The sequence below is a fragment of the Bacillus sp. 3103sda1 genome, assembly GCF_024159135.1.
Lineage (GTDB): Bacteria > Bacillota > Bacilli > Bacillales > Bacillaceae_G > Bacillus_A > Bacillus_A rhizoplanae.
Window position 1 is genome coordinate 4255083 of the sequence record NZ_JAMYWS010000001.1, and the last position, 15936, is coordinate 4271018.

Annotated in this window: 21 protein-coding genes and 1 pseudogene; 6 read left to right on the plus strand and 16 right to left on the minus strand. The window is 37.7% G+C overall.

Annotated features, from left to right (window positions below; genetic code table 11):
* Window positions 1–4: 4 nt before the first annotated feature.
* Complete coding sequence (locus NKR74_RS21350; protein WP_253630767.1) at window positions 5–895, minus strand: helix-turn-helix domain-containing protein; 891 nt, start codon at window positions 893–895, stop codon at window positions 5–7.
* Window positions 896–1022: 127 nt separating this feature from the next.
* On the opposite strand from NKR74_RS21350, the gene NKR74_RS21355 reads away from it, so the two are divergent.
* Both NKR74_RS21355 and NKR74_RS21360 read left to right on the plus strand, forming a co-directional pair.
* A complete protein-coding gene (locus NKR74_RS21355) occupies window positions 1023–1475 on the plus strand; it encodes a 2-thiouracil desulfurase family protein (RefSeq protein WP_253630768.1) in 453 nt (150 codons plus the stop codon).
* A 106-nt stretch (window positions 1476–1581) separates the two neighbouring features.
* Window positions 1582–2220, plus strand: coding sequence for an acetylglutamate kinase (locus NKR74_RS21360; RefSeq protein WP_253630769.1), 639 nt, complete (start codon window positions 1582–1584; stop codon window positions 2218–2220).
* Window positions 2221–2236: 16 nt separating this feature from the next.
* On the opposite strand, the gene NKR74_RS21365 is transcribed toward NKR74_RS21360, so the two are convergent.
* The 7 genes from NKR74_RS21365 to NKR74_RS21395 form a co-directional block, all read right to left on the minus strand.
* Window positions 2237–2386, minus strand: coding sequence for an FbpB family small basic protein (locus tag NKR74_RS21365; RefSeq protein ID WP_098309267.1), 150 nt, complete (start codon window positions 2384–2386; stop codon window positions 2237–2239).
* A gap of 405 nt (window positions 2387–2791) precedes the next feature.
* Window positions 2792–2941, minus strand: a complete 150-nt coding sequence (locus tag NKR74_RS21370) for an FbpB family small basic protein (protein WP_253630770.1) — start codon at window positions 2939–2941, stop codon at window positions 2792–2794.
* 349 nt (window positions 2942–3290) lie between these two features.
* The gene (locus NKR74_RS21375; protein ID WP_253630771.1) at window positions 3291–4628 is read right to left on the minus strand and encodes an amino acid permease; all 1338 of its coding nucleotides are present in this window, start codon (window positions 4626–4628) and stop codon (window positions 3291–3293) included.
* A 234-nt stretch (window positions 4629–4862) separates the two neighbouring features.
* On the minus strand, window positions 4863–5033 hold the full coding sequence (locus tag NKR74_RS21380) for a hypothetical protein (protein WP_253630772.1): 171 nt from the start codon (window positions 5031–5033) through the stop codon (window positions 4863–4865).
* Between the two features lie 196 nt (window positions 5034–5229).
* Complete coding sequence (locus NKR74_RS21385) at window positions 5230–5583, minus strand: HesB/IscA family protein (protein WP_098308732.1); 354 nt, start codon at window positions 5581–5583, stop codon at window positions 5230–5232.
* Between the two features lie 41 nt (window positions 5584–5624).
* Complete coding sequence (gene dapF, locus NKR74_RS21390) at window positions 5625–6491, minus strand: diaminopimelate epimerase (protein ID WP_253630773.1); 867 nt, start codon at window positions 6489–6491, stop codon at window positions 5625–5627.
* Between the two features lie 266 nt (window positions 6492–6757).
* A complete protein-coding gene (locus NKR74_RS21395) occupies window positions 6758–6997 on the minus strand; it encodes a YuzB family protein (protein ID WP_098308736.1) in 240 nt (79 codons plus the stop codon).
* 331 nt (window positions 6998–7328) lie between these two features.
* On the opposite strand from NKR74_RS21395, the gene NKR74_RS21400 reads away from it, so the two are divergent.
* Window positions 7329–8399, plus strand: coding sequence for an NAD(P)/FAD-dependent oxidoreductase (locus tag NKR74_RS21400; RefSeq protein ID WP_253630774.1), 1071 nt, complete (start codon window positions 7329–7331; stop codon window positions 8397–8399).
* A gap of 48 nt (window positions 8400–8447) precedes the next feature.
* On the opposite strand, the gene NKR74_RS21405 is transcribed toward NKR74_RS21400, so the two are convergent.
* The 3 genes from NKR74_RS21405 to NKR74_RS21415 all read right to left on the minus strand — a co-directional run bounded on the left by NKR74_RS21405 (window position 8448) and on the right by NKR74_RS21415 (window position 9913).
* Entirely contained in the window at window positions 8448–9245 is a 798-nt protein-coding gene (locus NKR74_RS21405; protein ID WP_253630775.1) for a nucleotidyltransferase domain-containing protein, read from the minus strand.
* Entirely contained in the window at window positions 9233–9523 is a 291-nt protein-coding gene (locus NKR74_RS21410) for a hypothetical protein (RefSeq protein ID WP_098308742.1), read from the minus strand. Before NKR74_RS21410 ends, NKR74_RS21405 begins: the two co-directional genes overlap by 13 nt.
* 81 nt (window positions 9524–9604) lie before the next feature.
* Window positions 9605–9913, minus strand: a complete 309-nt coding sequence (locus tag NKR74_RS21415; RefSeq protein ID WP_098308744.1) for a YuzD family protein — start codon at window positions 9911–9913, stop codon at window positions 9605–9607.
* A 160-nt stretch (window positions 9914–10073) separates the two neighbouring features.
* Here NKR74_RS21415 and NKR74_RS21420 point away from each other — a divergent pair, with 160 nt between their 5' ends.
* On the plus strand, window positions 10074–10310 hold the full coding sequence (locus tag NKR74_RS21420; protein WP_098308748.1) for a NifU family protein: 237 nt from the start codon (window positions 10074–10076) through the stop codon (window positions 10308–10310).
* Between the two features lie 47 nt (window positions 10311–10357).
* Here NKR74_RS21420 and yutH read toward each other — a convergent pair whose 3' ends face one another.
* Window positions 10358–11359, minus strand: coding sequence for a spore coat putative kinase YutH (gene yutH, locus NKR74_RS21425; RefSeq protein ID WP_098308750.1), 1002 nt, complete (start codon window positions 11357–11359; stop codon window positions 10358–10360).
* A gap of 116 nt (window positions 11360–11475) precedes the next feature.
* On the opposite strand from yutH, the gene NKR74_RS21430 reads away from it, so the two are divergent.
* On the plus strand, window positions 11476–11967 hold the full coding sequence (locus tag NKR74_RS21430) for a phosphatidylglycerophosphatase A family protein (RefSeq protein ID WP_253630776.1): 492 nt from the start codon (window positions 11476–11478) through the stop codon (window positions 11965–11967).
* Window positions 11968–12008: 41 nt separating this feature from the next.
* Here NKR74_RS21430 and NKR74_RS21435 read toward each other — a convergent pair whose 3' ends face one another.
* Entirely contained in the window at window positions 12009–12497 is a 489-nt protein-coding gene (locus NKR74_RS21435; protein ID WP_253630777.1) for a GNAT family N-acetyltransferase, read from the minus strand.
* Between the two features lie 182 nt (window positions 12498–12679).
* Here NKR74_RS21435 and NKR74_RS21440 point away from each other — a divergent pair, with 182 nt between their 5' ends.
* Window positions 12680–13261, plus strand: a complete 582-nt coding sequence (locus tag NKR74_RS21440; protein WP_253630778.1) for an NAD(P)H-dependent oxidoreductase — start codon at window positions 12680–12682, stop codon at window positions 13259–13261.
* Window positions 13262–13289: 28 nt separating this feature from the next.
* Here NKR74_RS21440 and NKR74_RS21445 read toward each other — a convergent pair.
* The 3 genes and pseudogenes from NKR74_RS21445 to NKR74_RS21455 all read right to left on the minus strand — a co-directional run.
* Window positions 13290–13466, minus strand: a pseudogene (locus tag NKR74_RS21445) (iron ABC transporter substrate-binding protein); the annotation flags it as partial.
* Window positions 13447–14832 carry an MFS transporter gene (locus tag NKR74_RS21450; protein ID WP_253631191.1) on the minus strand — a complete coding sequence of 462 codons (1386 nt, stop codon included), beginning with the start codon at window positions 14830–14832 and terminating at the stop codon, window positions 13447–13449. The gene NKR74_RS21450 and the pseudogene NKR74_RS21445, both read right to left, overlap by 20 nt.
* Window positions 14833–15124: 292 nt before the next feature.
* Window positions 15125–15889, minus strand: coding sequence for a TIGR01457 family HAD-type hydrolase (locus tag NKR74_RS21455; RefSeq protein ID WP_098308950.1), 765 nt, complete (start codon window positions 15887–15889; stop codon window positions 15125–15127).
* Window positions 15890–15936: the final 47 nt, after the last annotated feature.

Below are 15936 nucleotides of genomic sequence, written 5' to 3' on the forward strand. Positions count from 1 at the left end.
TGCTTCATAAGCATGACTCTTTTCTTTTTACACTTTCAAATGGATTATATAAAACAATCCCGCTGTTCCTTCTCACTGCCGCCCCCCACTCTAATGCGATATCTAAAAATAATGCCTGCATCGTACCATATAAAAGTGCACCAAAATCTTTGCGAATCTCACCGTACTTATACGCCCTTACAACGCTTTTTGTCCGCCTAATGATTTGCATTTGTATATCATCATGCTTCATAATCTGTTCCCACAACAACCCTAGCTCAAATAAACCGCTCTTTTTATAAGCGAGTTCCACTTTACTCCAGGTAAAATTAATTGTTTGTGGATGACGAGACATTGGTGAAATCGCATCTACAAATCGCACTGGAATATCATGACGGCAATACGTTTCGTCCATATCATACGTTTTTATTTTCTGTTGTATCTTTAAATTGTTTTCATAAACAATAGTTTCCGTTTCCTCATTCAACTGCTCCTTCTTACACTCTCCTGCACTCTCGCCATTTTCACATGCGGTCATTTGCATACGGTCACTCATGCGGTCAACTGTCTGTTTACGAAACACATACAAATTCGCACTATATCCCCCGCGCTTATACCTCTCTTTCGTAAACACACGCTTAATAATCCTAAGCTGTTCAAGCTTTGCAATCGAACGGCGTACAGTCCGTACACTCTTCCCTATTTTCATTGCAATTGTTTCCATTAATGGACATGCAACACCAACCGTTTTTTGTTTTTCGTTTATCGCATACCTTCCTAACAAACAGATTACGAGAAAATCTGTTTTATTCATATGAGCTTGATACTGCGTCAAAATTTGCTGTTGATATGTATTAAACTCTTCTTTACTTTGAAACTCGCTATATTCTTTCATTAATGTATATAATTTACTCATGCTTATCCCCCTGTTTATCCCACTATTCATGGGTAGTCTTTCACTGTATAAATAAGAGGAAAAACAGAAAAGTGGCGAAAGATTTTGTTGTATGATGAAAGTAAATCCATCAAACTGAGGTGAAAACATGATCGTAATCAGTGCATGCTTAGCTGGAATTGCTTGTCGCTATGACGGAAATGATAATCTCGTTACAAAGATTCAAGAACTGCTAGAAAAAGAAGAAACGATTCTTATTTGTCCGGAAGTATTAGGCGGATTGCCAACACCTCGTACACCTGCCGAAATTGTCGGTGGAAACGGTGACGATGTATTGAACGGAACTGCAAAAGTAATAGACCAAAACGGAAATGATGTGACGGAAATCTTTATTGCTGGCGCCTATGAAGCATTACATCAAATAAAAGATTTAAATCCTGAGTATATTATTCTGAAAGAACGCAGTCCATCTTGCGGAAGTTCCGTCATTTATACAGGAGAGTTTAACGGACAAAAACAAAATGGGTACGGCGTTACAACTGCACTATTTAGACGACATGGCTTTACAGTTATTTCGGAAGATGACTGTATACAAACGTAAGAAGAGTGAAGAAATCGTTATAGAAGATAAAAACATTTGGACACAGAACTTAAGAATGAAGTTTATCATATCGTGAGGTATATATGTTCAAAGGAGTGTAATCATTATGTACCCTTATTGGCCATCCAATTATTTCACATATGATATACCTTATGTAAGTTGGGATCCACAATCTGCGTTTTCAATGGCACGAGATTACCGTATCAGTAAAAATGAAGTTGATTTAAAAAGTTATATGCGCTCACTATGGGAACAGCATGTCGCTTGGACAAGGATGGCCATCATTAGCATTATTTTTAATTTACCAGATGTTAACGTTACTATTACACGACTCCTTAAAAACGCTCCGGATATGGGTAATTTACTCAAACCTTTCTACGGTCAAAATGCAGCGACAAAATATAGTAATTTGATAAAAGACCACTTAGTAATCGCCGCAGACCTTGTCAAGGCAGCAAAGGCCGGCGATCAAAACGCTGCCTCAATCGCAGAGAAAAAATGGTACGCCAATGCAGACAAAATTGTTGAATTCATAAGCAGCATAAATCCTCATATACCTAAAGAAAAATTCAGGAAAATGTTTTATGAGCATCTAGCATTAACTAAAGCTGAGGCAGTATCCATGCTAAAGAAAGATTATCAATCAAGTGCGCAATTGTATGACAAAATTGAGAAGGAAGCCTTAGAAATGGCGGATGCGCTTACTGAAGGAATAGTAAAGCAGTTCCCTCAAGTATTTCAGTGAAAGAAAAAACCAGCCATTATGAGGCTGGTTTTGTAATTATATAACGTTGTTCAATTCGTTGTTCAATTCGTTCCAATTCTTGTTTATCATTAAGTATCTTTTGTTTATTTTCTTGCACTAATTCTTTAAATGATTTACTGAGTAATTTACGGTGCCTTCTTGTCATAATCATTCCTCCTTATTTTCTTTGGAATCAAAGATGCAGAATGAAAAATACAACCACAAAATCTCTCGCTCTTTGTAAAAAAATGTCTTAATTTGTCGAAAAGTTCGACTTACTTAAATAATAATATAACTTTTAATTTTTCAAACGTTATTTATTTGAACGTTATGTGAAAATTTTTTCCCAAGTTACCATTAATTATCTGGGGATTTTTCCAAAAAATTTCATGTTAACTAATCATGTATGGAATATGCATTCTGCTAAAGTCTTGCAGAAGCTTTTTTTAATAAAGTGAAACTTCCATCAGTGGGGGGTTCTTTATCCCCCCTATCTTCTTTGCTTCTCTCTGAATCTTGAGGTGGGGGTCTTACCGCCCGCGAATAGCAGGATAAATGAAAACACCAGCCATTATGAGGCTGGTGTTTTCATTATATGACGTTGTTCAATTCGTTGTTCAATTCGTTCCAATTCTTGTTTATCATCAAGTATCTTTTGTTTATTTTCTTGCACTAATTCTTTAAATGATTTACTGAGTAATTTACGGGTTTTTTTTGGCATAATCATTCCTCCTTATTTTCTTTGGAATCAAAGATATAGAATGAAAAATACAACCACAAAATTTCTCACCATTTGTAAATAGTTGTCTTTATTTGTCGAAAAATTCACCTTAATTAAATAATAATCTAATTTTTTAGATTTTTCAAACATTTTTTCGAACGTTATGTGAAGAATTATTTTTCCGTAATTACTATTAGTCATCTGAAATTTTTTGCAAACATGTTATATGAACTAATCATGTGTGGAATATACATTCTGTTAAAGTCTTGCAGAAGTTTTTTTTTAATAAAACGGAAATGCTAGGACAAAAAAAAAGCCGCTTCACACGGCATTTTTAAGCTGAAGATCTTTATTTCGATTCCTTTCTACCAACCAAAATAGATAGGCCAGATAAAAGGATAAGAATACTTACGCATACAATAGAGTTAATTATATTGCCTGCATTGAACAAGAAGAAAATAAAAATAATTGCCAAGGCAGCTGCTGCAAACAAGGTGCTGTATGGAAAGAACCACACGCGAAAATACGGCATTTTAGGATACTGTTTACGCAACTTGAATTGCGCGAGGCAAATGCTAGTCCAAATGAGCAAAACAGTAAAGCCCGGGATAGACATCAAATAGCCAAAAACATGCTCTGGTGTAAGGAACGCGATAAAAGCTCCAATTAATAAACCAGTGCAACTGACAAGAACTCCCCAGATGGGAACACCGCGCTTAGTAAGACGAGAGAATAGAGCAGGAGCTTCGTTATTTTGTGCCAGAGAGTACAAAATGCGAGAAGTAGCATACATTCCTGAATTGGCAGCCGACAACACAGCGGTCAATAAAATGAAGTTCATAATATGTGCTACACCTTGTAATCCAGTTGCAGAGAAAACCTGTACGAAAGGACTGCCTTGCTTTCCTACTTCGTCCCAAGGGATAAGTCCAGTGATGATGAGAATAGGTAATGTGTAAAATAAAACCACTCGGAACATAACCCCTTTTATTACTTTAGGAAGCGTCTGTTCCACATTTTTCGTTTCTGTTACAGTTAATCCGATTAATTCTGAGCCTCCGAAAGAAAAGACAACTATTAAGAGTGCTGTGAAAATACTTCCCAATCCTTTTGGAAAGAATCCGCCATGACTTGTATAGTTTGTAAAATATGCTGCTTCATGATTTGGAATGAAGCCAAATAATAAGGCAAAACCAAGCAAAATAAATAAAACAAGAGTAATAATTTTGAAACTCGCAAGCCAAAACTCTATTTCACCGTAAAGTTTGACGCTAAACAAATTGATAAGAAGAAGCAGCGCAGTACATGCTAAACTAAGCAGCCATAAAGGAGCGGATGGAATCCAGTATTGTAAAAAGCTCCCCCCTGCCAAAACCTCAACAATAATAACTAAAATCCAGTCGACCCAGTAGAGCCAACCAATGACAAAGGCGAAACGAGAACCGAAAGCTTTTTGAATCATCCCTTGAATGTTTAAACCAGGATAAGCAATAGCCATTTCCGCTATTGCACTCATAACAATGAGAAGAAGAAATCCTGCAAATAAATAAGAAAAAACGATGCCGGGTCCTGCAGCTGAAATTGTATCTGCACTTCCTTTGAAAATTCCTGTCCCAATCATCCCACCTATTGCCATAAGCCTGATATGGCGCGGTTGCAGTTCGCGTTTCAAGCTTTGTTGTGCCATGTCTACTCCCCCTTTAGTAATAAAATAGAAACAAGGTTAATATCTTTTTCTCGAAAGTGATTACGTAACATCACTAATTGCTGCATAGTTCTTCCTAGGTGATTTAATATTTAAACTATACAATAATCTTTTTGATTTTGGCATATTTTTTTGAAGCGTATGTTGAGAGAATATGGGGAACAAAGCAAAAAAATAGTGACGATTTTTTCATCGCCACCTCTGCATCAGTTTTTTCTATTTAGAATTATTTTTGAGTATCTGAATGTTTTTATCTCTTTCTCCGCCATCGGAAAGCTCCTCTGAAAATTCATGATCTGCTTTCTTTCCTAACAGGAGTTCAGATGACCGAATTGTGCTGGCTGGCAAATTATTATTTGGTGCCGCCTGTTCATTCCATTTTCCCATCAAAATCACCTCTTTTTATTAGTATTAGAATGTTGCCATGATTTTATTAGAAATCACAAAAAAAACGCTTGAACGAATCCAAGCGTTTTTCATTTATAGCGAATTAGATAACCATTTGATTAAATCCTCAATGAGACTTCTTTAGCAGCTTCTCATATTCGATTGAATACTCATATCTCGATACTAAAAAGTTGCATTAGCACTCTTCAGGCTTACCAGCATTCGTCGCTGTGCGGAATGATGATCCGCATCCGCATGATGCGATAGCATTTGGATTATCAATCGTAAACCCGCCGCCAAGCATTGATTGCTTATAATCGATTTTTACTCCTTTTACAATCGGAGCACTTTCTTTATCAATAACAAATTCAACACCGAAAAATTCAAGAACTGTGTCGTCTTCGTTTGGTTCTCTTTCAAATCCTAAGCCGTAAGAAAGACCGCTGCATCCACCGCCGTGCACTGCAAGACGAACGTATTTCTCTCCATCTTCGGCATCTTTTAACATATCTTTAATTTGATATGCCGCTTGTTCTGTTACAGTAATCATAGAATCCACCTTCCTTTCTTCTTTCATTTTATTATACATCTTTACTCTTCAATCTTATAATAATATACACCGCTGCAAGTGACTTCTGCAGGACCATTCATTAAAACTGTTCCTTCTTCTGTCCACGTAATCATTAAATCCCCGCCTGCTAAATGAACAGTGATTTCTTGTCCACGCTTCATCTTTCCATTCAAGATTGCAGCTACAACTGCAGCACATGCTCCTGTTCCACACGCTTGTGTAATACCAGAACCGCGTTCCCATACACGGAAATGCATTTCATGATGATTCAGAACTTCAATAAATTCTACATTCACACTTTCCGGAAACATCTCATGCGTTTCTAGCACAGGCCCTAATGTTGTAAGCGGCGCTTCGTCAATATCATCTACAAAAATAACAGCATGCGGATTTCCCATTGAGACAGCTGTAAATGCATAGCGGTGATTGCTGTAAAGGAAATCTTCACGAATAAATGGTGTTTCTCCTTCACCTAACATCGGTAAATCCGTGCGTTTTAATCGCGGCGCACCCATATCAATTGTAGCGGAAGTTACAATTCCATCTTCAACTACTACTTCTGCTGTAACAATTCCTGCTAACGTTTCAATTGTAAAAACAGTCTCTTCTACTAATTTATGCTCATATGCGTACTTTGCAACGCATCGCAGTCCATTCCCGCAGCTTTTTCCTTCTGAACCGTCTTTATTAAAAATACGCATCTTTACAGGAGCAACGTCAGATGGACAAATTAGAATCATTCCGTCAGAACCAATCCCAGTATTCACATTTGACACTTTTTCAGCAACTTTCGCTATATGCTCTTCTGCAATTTGTTCTTCAAACATATTTACATAAATATAATTATTTCCAAGACCGTGCATTTTCGTAAAAAAAAGTTGTTCCATATTGGTTCACTCCAAAATTTTTTATTGTTATAAGTATAAAATGAGCGCTTTTGGAAAACAATAAGAATGTCCCCCGTTTCTCATATTCAACGACAATTTTGGCGTAACAAGGTCGTGCTTACACGTATCGTGTAAGAAAAAAGCCCTTCAACAAAGGGCTTTCTCTTTTTATATATACATATCAGTACTTGCTGCACTAATTAGCCTGTTCCTTCGAGATGATTTTATGTATCCAAATAAAAAAGACGCTGCTTCGTTGCAACGCCTTAAAACATCGGATTTTCATCTAAATAATCATATATATTTTTCACAAGTTCTTCCGGTGTTTCGCCTTTTACAACTTCACCGTTCACAAGTGCATACGGTCCTTCAAAGCAAATACCGCAATAACCAAGACAACCATACTCAATCACATCTAAATTCGGATCTTTCTCTAGTTGTTCCCTTGCCTTTTGCGCACCACTTGCAAGGTTGCCAACACAAAATTCAATTAACGGTTTAATCACCCTTATTCCCCCCTACCTTTATATATTAACCCTTGTTTTATAACAGTAAAACTAAGATGTTGTATAAATCGAGCTGAAACGACTAAAATTTTCAATCGTTTTATGCGTTAATCCTTAATAAAAAGCACTTTTCGGTCGAAAACTGCAACATTCTACAATTTTTTCACAAATCGCCCCACTTTTCTTCTTATTGTACAACAGATTATGCATTCATACATTGTTATTTGCTTCTGAATTCGATATAATTTGAGTGGGTAAAGTCAAAATATTTTTGTAATATAAAAACTTTTTATGATTAGGGGATATTTCAACAGAAAAGGGGTAATCCATCATGAAGCACCTCGTAATACTTGGTGGGGGCTACGGTGGAATGAGAGTTTTACAGCGTCTTCTTCCGAGCAACCAACTTCCGGATGATGTTCAAGTGACATTAATCGACAAAGTGCCGTATCACTGTTTTAAAACAGAATACTACGCATTAGTAGCAGGAACGATTTCTGAAACGCATATTCGCATTCCATTTCCAGAACATCCACGACTTAATATTCAATACGGGACGATAACTAATGTTGATTTAGAAAACAAAGCCGTTCATCTTGATGACGGTGAAATTGTGAATTATAATGACTTAATTATTGGACTTGGTTGTGAAGACAACTATCACAACGTTCCAGGAGCGCAAGAACATACGTATAGCCTTCAATCCATTGAACAAGTTCGTCAAACATATCAACAACTAAACGGTTTAGAGCCACACGCAACAGTTGCTGTTGTAGGAGCTGGACTAAGCGGTGTTGAAGTAGCAAGTGAACTTCGTGAAAGCCGTCCAGACTTAAACATTTATTTATTTGACCGAAAAGATCGCATTCTTTTCCCATTCCCAGAAAAATTAAGTAGATATGTAGAAGAGTGGTTTTTGAAACATAATGTTACAATCATTCGCAACTCGAACATTACAAAAGTGGAGCCAAATATTGTGTATAACCACGATGAACCACTTGAATGCGACGCAATCGTATGGACAGCTGGCATTCAAGCAAATGAGGTTGTTCGTAATCTACCTGTCGAGCACGATAATAGCGGTCGTGTTGTATTAACAAAATATCATAATATTCCAGATTTTGAGAATGTGTATGTGTTAGGTGATTGCGCTGCGTTGCCGCACGCACCATCTGCTCAGCTAGCAGAAGGACAAGGCGAGCAAATTGTCCAAATATTATTAAAACGTTGGAATAATGAAACATTACCAGAAGAACTACCTGTTATTAAATTAAAAGGTGTTCTTGGTTCTCTCGGTAAAAAACACGGCTTCGGTTTACTCGCAAATCAGCCATTAATGGGCCGCGTACCTCGCCTTTTAAAATCAGGTATTCTTTGGATGTATAAGCATCATAATGGTTAAACAAAAAAACAAGAGCGCACGTGCAGCTCTTGTTTTTTTGTTTTCACTTTATCTTCCCCACCTCTTCTTACATCCCTCTATCCCAAACAATAAATACTTCTTCGTCATCTCAGCACGTCTCCATCTCGATAAGGACGGTTTCATTCCTCCTTTGTGACGGATTCGATATACGTCTTGCAACAGCGGTTCCCATTGCTTAAAAGATTGCATCACGTATTGCAGCCCTTCATCTTTAGAAACAATCCGTTCCGTCTCTAACGTGTATATGATACGTCCCATTGTCACAACTGCAAACTCCACCCATTCTGTAGATAAAAATAAATACGGACGCTTTACTTTCTCACTCCAATATTGTTCCACATTGTATTTCATTGTGTTCACAACATCATTCCACGTGATTGCATACGGAAGTTCGTTTGCTTGTTTACCCCAAACAGTAATACCTTGATTTTTTAATGTCCACCACGTCACAGAATTAATATCCCAATGCCCTTCATTCATTTTTCCATCTGAACAATATAAATACGGTGACATTTCATGATTTTGCTTTCCTAAATCAACAAACGGAATATACATACCGTCCATTCGCTTACCAAGATCATGTTTATAGAGTTTCTTATGTAGTTCACGTATCTTCACTTTCTCTGCTTCACTCACTTGTTCTGTTGTCACCGTTACAAAATCAACATCACTCATTCCCAAATGAAAAGCTCCTAATGCTAATGAACCATACAAATACACGCCAACTAGTTTTTCTTTAGAAACGATTTCCTGAAGTCCATTCACATACTGCTCTAATAAGACCTTTACTTCTTCTGGTACAAAATGCTCCGTTACGATACCCATAAGTATACCCCTAACGCAGCTACCACATTTGGAATCACTGCAAACACATTCGTTTTAGCAGATTGAAAACGGGATTCTTTTCGCCTTGGCTTTGCTGAAGCAAATGTCCCCCGCGCTCCTAAAATGAATCCATCTATACAAAGAAATGCTGCACTAGCTAAGAAAAAGAGGCTCAGCCAACCTGCTAACGAGTAAATCATCGCTGCATCTCCTTCCATATAGGCAATACCGCTGACTGCAAAAAGCCCTATACTCCCTATTACAAAGCCCTTCTTCATCTCATCCACCCTTTCGAATACGGAAAAAGCCCTTGCGTTTCGTAATCTACGTTGCAAGAGCTCTGTGAGTTATAAGTTATATTATAAATATTTCTCAATTTCTTCGTATACATCCTTCAAGCGAGGATTGCCTTCTCCGACAATCTCATTATTCACAAGAACAACAGGATAAAATAAGTCTTCTTCAATCACACGCTCAGCAAAAGCTCGTTTTTCTTCCTCTTCTTGCTGCTCGTGAATGTCCACATATTCAAAGTGAAATTTCTCTTCTTGTCTTTCATACTTCCTTCCAATTGCTGCTTGCAGCCATTCATACGTTTCCGTTGATGACGGCATCCCAACGCAGCTAGCACATACAACCTTTGCCCCATAGACGCTAACTTTTATCATATTCTCTCCCCCATTTGCACATACATTTTTTTCTGCATCTTATTGTCACATATAAGAAGGAAATTTCCATAAACTATTTTGACAACATAAGAAAGACATTAAAAATAGATTTTCCCCTGTATCTTGATTATAATAAAACTAATGAAAGGAGTCGATAAAAATGGAAAACGAAAACTTACACGAACAAGTAGCAGAAGTATTAGATAAATTACGTCCATTCTTACTTCGTGATGGCGGTGACGTAGAATTAGTAGATGTTGAAGAGGGTATCGTTAAATTACGCCTTCTAGGTGCTTGCGGCAGCTGCCCAAGTTCTACAATCACATTAAAAGCTGGTATCGAACGCGCACTTTTAGAAGAAGTACCAGGCGTAATCGAAGTAGAACAAGTATTTTAAGCTAAAGAAAAGAGACCCACTATGGTCTCTTTTTTCTAAATTACATATTATGTTAACCAATCTAACTTACGAATTCCTAACTTATCAACAGGTAAACGAATAAGGTCATAAAAGTGCTGAAGAAATTGTTCCGATTGATCTACCCGCTGTAAAATGGTTTCTAGCCGATCTTGATATACATATTTCTGCGTCTCGCTTCCAGTTAAGTAATACCCTTCAATTGTTTCAAAGTAATGAAGAGGAAAGAGAAGACGCGCAAATAGCAGCCGCCATCCAAAAGAAGATAATGGATAGTTACGTTCATAGTCGGTTACAAATTGAGCAATTTCTTCTTCCCAGTTCGCTCTTTTTTCAAAAGAAACGTGACGGACCCACTCTGCTAAGTCGCGGCTTGGATGATCGTATACCCAATCAACTGGCAGCTTTAATCGCTTCGTTTGCTGCCAAAGTAATGGCGTAAATCGTTCTTGACAAATCGTTGCGGCGTCAGCGCGTTGAGGAATATCATCAATTTCTGTATCCATTACATATTGAATCGCATTTTCGGCAAGACCTAAATAGTAAGGGAATGATTCGATAAATAATTGTTCAAACATGTCAGTAGGGTGACTCACTATTTTTGATTGCCAAAAGCGTTCGAGCTGATCTAATCGTTTTTCCCACAGCGCCTTCCATTCACCAATTCGGCTGAGATGTTCAATATCATCAGAAAAGAATGCTCCGCGCTTATGAAATAACGATAGCTCGCTTCCTGAAGACATTACATTGCGCTCTAACATACGCATTCCTTTCAGCAAACAATAATTTGTATCTTCTATCTCGCTAACATAATAACCTTGTATGTTTGGAACAAACGTCGCAACTGTAATATCGCCTTGCTGATTCATATAATCACTTAACTTCTTCATTTCAAAAAGCTCTTCTTCTTGCAAGTTTCCCGTAGCAAGAAGCACATAAGTTTTATTTCGAACCCAAAAGCTTTTATAGGGACCGAGGGTTGTAAATTCTTTGACGTGTATATGGTAATGCTCATAAATATGTTGAATCATCGTACTCGCCACCTATATTTTTTCTATATATATATGAGCTTCTGATTAACTTTCATTCCTATGCACATAGTACACATATACGTATACAATATTAAAAAGAAAAAAAGGTGATAATCATGACACAACGAAATGAACTACAAGAAAGAGCATTACAATTACTACAAGAACGCGGTGTAACAATTGACGATATTGCAGAGCTCGTTCATTTTCTTCAAAAAAAATATCATCCCAATTTAGCAATGGAAGAGTGTCGTTATAACGTAGAACGCGTCTTATCCAAACGCGAAGTGCAAAATGCACTCATTACAGGAATTGAGCTGGACGTCCTTGCCGAAAAAGGGTTGTTAAGCGCTCCTCTTCAAGACATCATACATCGTGACGAAGGATTATACGGTGTAGATGAAGTCGTTGCCTTATCTATCGTCAACGTATACGGTTCAATCGGTTTCACAAACTTTGGCTATATTGATAAATTAAAACCAGGTATTTTAGAATATTTAAATGACAAATCCACAGGTAAAGTTCATACATTCCTCGATGATATCGTCGGAGCAATTGCCGCTGCTGCATCCAGCCGTTTAGCGCATAGAGCTGCACATGCTGAATAGTACAAAAACAGGAAAAACCAACTTCTTTAAGCTGGTTTTTCTTATTTGTTTTTACATTCCGCCGCGTCATACTCCATAAGTAAAAATTCCCTTCCCCTGCTCATGAAAGAAGTCTTCTTTTGAAAACCTGCTTTCATATACAGAGCGATTGCACGCTCATTAAAAGCAGCTACGCTTAAACGGATTTTCTCTGGTCTAAATTGCTCGTTCGCAAACTGCAGTCCAGCTTGTAAAAAAGATATCCCCAATCCCTTTCCAGTTAACGCCGGTTTCATTCCAAGCCCAATATCCACAACACACTCACCTGTGTATAACTTTGCCTCTCTTCCGCCCGTCACTTGTGCGTTATCCCCAAAACAAAAATAACCGACGATTTCATTATGCTCATTACGAACGCCATAATATGTACCGTCGAGCAATTCTTCCAGCGTTTCAGACGCTCCGGTAAAACTATATAATTCATACGGCGCATCATATTGCCACACATTTATGTTTTGCGCTTCTTCTAGCGTAAGTCTATGAATGTTCATTCCTACGTTCACCTTCTCTTTCCTTCTACATATTCGCTCACGCTAGGAAAACTCCTGTTTCTTAATCTGTAAGAGGCATCTTCTTTGACTTCTTAACACATTGTAACTACAATAGTTACAAAATATGTTTTATTCACACTTTGAACATACTACTAACATATCCACAGGCAGGAGGAATTGTAATGAAACATTTAATCGTTTATGCACACCCGAATCCACAAAGCTTTAATCATGCAATTTTAGAAACATTTCAAGGACAGTTACAAGAAAAAGGACATGAAGTACGTGTTCGCGATCTATATGCTATAAACTTCAATCCTGTATTAGCTGTCGATGATTTCATTTCCTTTTCACAAGGAAATACGCCGGCTGATATTAAGGCAGAACAAGAACATATTACGTGGGCAGATGTGATCACATTTATTTATCCAGTTTGGTGGGCAGGCCTTCCCGCTATCTTAAAAGGGTATGTAGAACGTGTATTTAGCCAAGGATTTGCTTTTACATACGGCCCAAATGGCGTTGATAAATTTTTAACAGGTAAAAAAGGGGTATTATTATCCACAATGGGCAATTCAAAAGAGAATTACGATGCAAGCGGTATGTTTGAAGCAATGAAGAAAACAACTGATGCAGGTATTTTTGATTTTACTGGTATTGAAACAGTCGAGCACGCTTTCTATACGAGCGTTCCTTCTGTGGATAACGAAGTGAGAACACAATACCTTGAAGAAGTGAAAGAACTAGTGAATCGTTTGTTTTAACGAAAATCCACCTTGTGAAGGTGGATTTTTAATTTCCAATAATTTTAGGGATATATCTTTGCAGGACCTCTTCTAACTCTTTTATATCTTCATTTCTAATTAATAAGTTTACATTGTTATTCCACTTTTCTATACCGCGATCCAAAAAGACATTCTCTTGCGGAAATTGTCCCTGTACGAATGTTTTATCGCCTTTTCCTTCTTCGACTATAAGCTACTGTATAGATAGTTGCTCCGATTAATATGGTAACAATAAAAACAAGTAGTAAATTACTATACAAGTACGCTTTAGCATTTTGTATAGTGGAAAATAACGGATATTCTAGAATATGTTTTGTTAACAACCCACCAACAGTAGCCATCCCTAGTCCCTCCGCTAAGAAGCAGGCGAAGCTGAGAAATCCCATACCTGCGCCGACTTCCTTCGGCTCCAGAGCATCGGCAACACTCGTGGAAATTACTGTTTTAACGAAGGAGAGTCCACCAAACATTAGAATCAACATACCAGAAACTAACCATGGTGTTTGATCCGCAAATAATGAAATGATAAAAAAGCTCACAATAATGAAAAATGAGCCCATCCATAACACAAATGTAGTTCCTCGTTTATCAACTAGGTTACCACCAACTATACTGAATAACATTGCACTCATAGTTCCTGGGAATATAACCCACCCAATCATACTTGCAGATAGCTGGTGTACACCTCTCATCATATAAGGGATCATTGATATACAACCTGCTACGGTTCCTAGCAGAATACAAGCAGTTAGAACTCCCAATATGAACTTTCGATTTATAAATAATCGTGGTTCTATAAAAGGCGATTCAGCCTTGTGTATATGCAAAGCGAATCCTGCAAACAACACAAAACTAATCGACAAATACAACCAGTTATATTGCGTTGTATATATAGTAAATGTGACAATCCCACAGGACAGTAACGCTAATCCCCAAGTATCTATCCTCTCTCCCTTTGTGGATTCATTAGGAAGTTCTTTTAGAAAAAAGGGGATAGTGAAAAGTGTCAGCATCGGAATCAGAAAAAGAAATGGCCACTGTACATAATGGGCAACCGTCCCGCCAAGAGCTGGACCTATTCCTTCTCCCATAGCTACCAACGAGCCGATTATACCAAATGCTTTACCACGATTCTCTGATTTCACGTAGCGTGCAACGATTACCATAATAAGCGCCGGCACTGATGATGCACCAACACCTTGAATAAAACGCGCAGCAATTACAGCAAAAAAATTAGAATGTGCCAACACACCTAAAAGTGACCCACCACTATAAGCTAGCAGACCGAAAACAAGTAATTTCTTCACACCATATTTATCACTTATTGTTCCGTAAGTGATTGACCCAATAGCAAATGAAAGCATAAAACTTGTATTTACCCAGTTAGCCAAAGACGGTGATATACCAAGGTCTTTCGCGATATCAGGTAAAACTACATTAAAAACCATTTCGTTCAATACGCTGAAGAAAGCAAGAAAGCCAAGCCATAGAAAAGCCTTCTTTACATCACTAAATACATAATTCGATAAATCGGTTACTGTAGTTGATATATTACTATTCTTTAATTGTTGTAAATCTTTTTCCACTAGGATGATACCCCCATATTAAGGGGGAACCGCGCAGTTTATAGGGTAAATGATGCGTTTTCCCCTTAAATTTGTACCCCCATCATTTTTGTGCACTTCATAAATACGCCTCCTTATTACATTTGTTCCATATTATACCATTCACCTGTTCAGCAAGGAAGGAATAAAACTTCACACAATTCGACCATATGTATCACCAGAACGAATTTTTTGTTATAAAAAAAATAGGCAACCTTTTACGATTGCCTATCTCTTCCTACATCTTCTCAATCCACTCTGTTAAACTGTGGACAACATGCGTTGGCTGCACATCATATTCTGTTAATTTTTCCACAGATGTGACTCCTGTGTGGACAAGAAGCGTATCCATCCCCGCATTCATACCAGCTAAAATGTCTGTATCGTAGTTATCCCCAACCATTAACGTTTCTTCTTTCGTTGTACCAAGCACTTTTAGAGCCTGTTCCATAATAATGGATTCTGGTTTACCAATGAAAATTGGATTTACTGTTGTGGATACTGCTACAACGGATGTTAAAGAACCGTTCCCTGGTAATAAGCCGCGTTCTGTTGGAATGGCAATATCAGCGTTTGTTGAAATGAATGTTGCCCCGTTACGAACAGCTAAGCACGCTTTTGCTAGCTTTTCGTATGTAACTTCGCGATCTAATCCAACAACGACAAAATCGGGATTACTATCCACAAGTGTGAATCCTTTTTCCACAAGGGCATCGCGCAAACCTTCTTCTCCAATCATATATACAGAAGCATTTTGCTTTCTTTCATATATAAAGTTCGCTGTTGCCATGCTTGTCGTAAATACTTGTTCTGCGCTAGCTGGAATATCAAACTGCACAAGCTTGTCTGCAACTTGCTCTGGTCTACGCGTTGAGTTGTTTGTAACAAATAAATATGGTAAGTTACGCTCTTGCAGCGCCTTTACAAAATCACTTGCCTCTTCAATTCGTTCTTCGCCTCGATACATTGTTCCGTCTAAGTCAATTAAATAGCCTTTATACATAGGTGCCACTCCTTCTTGATACATACTCTCCTCTTATCGTATCCTTT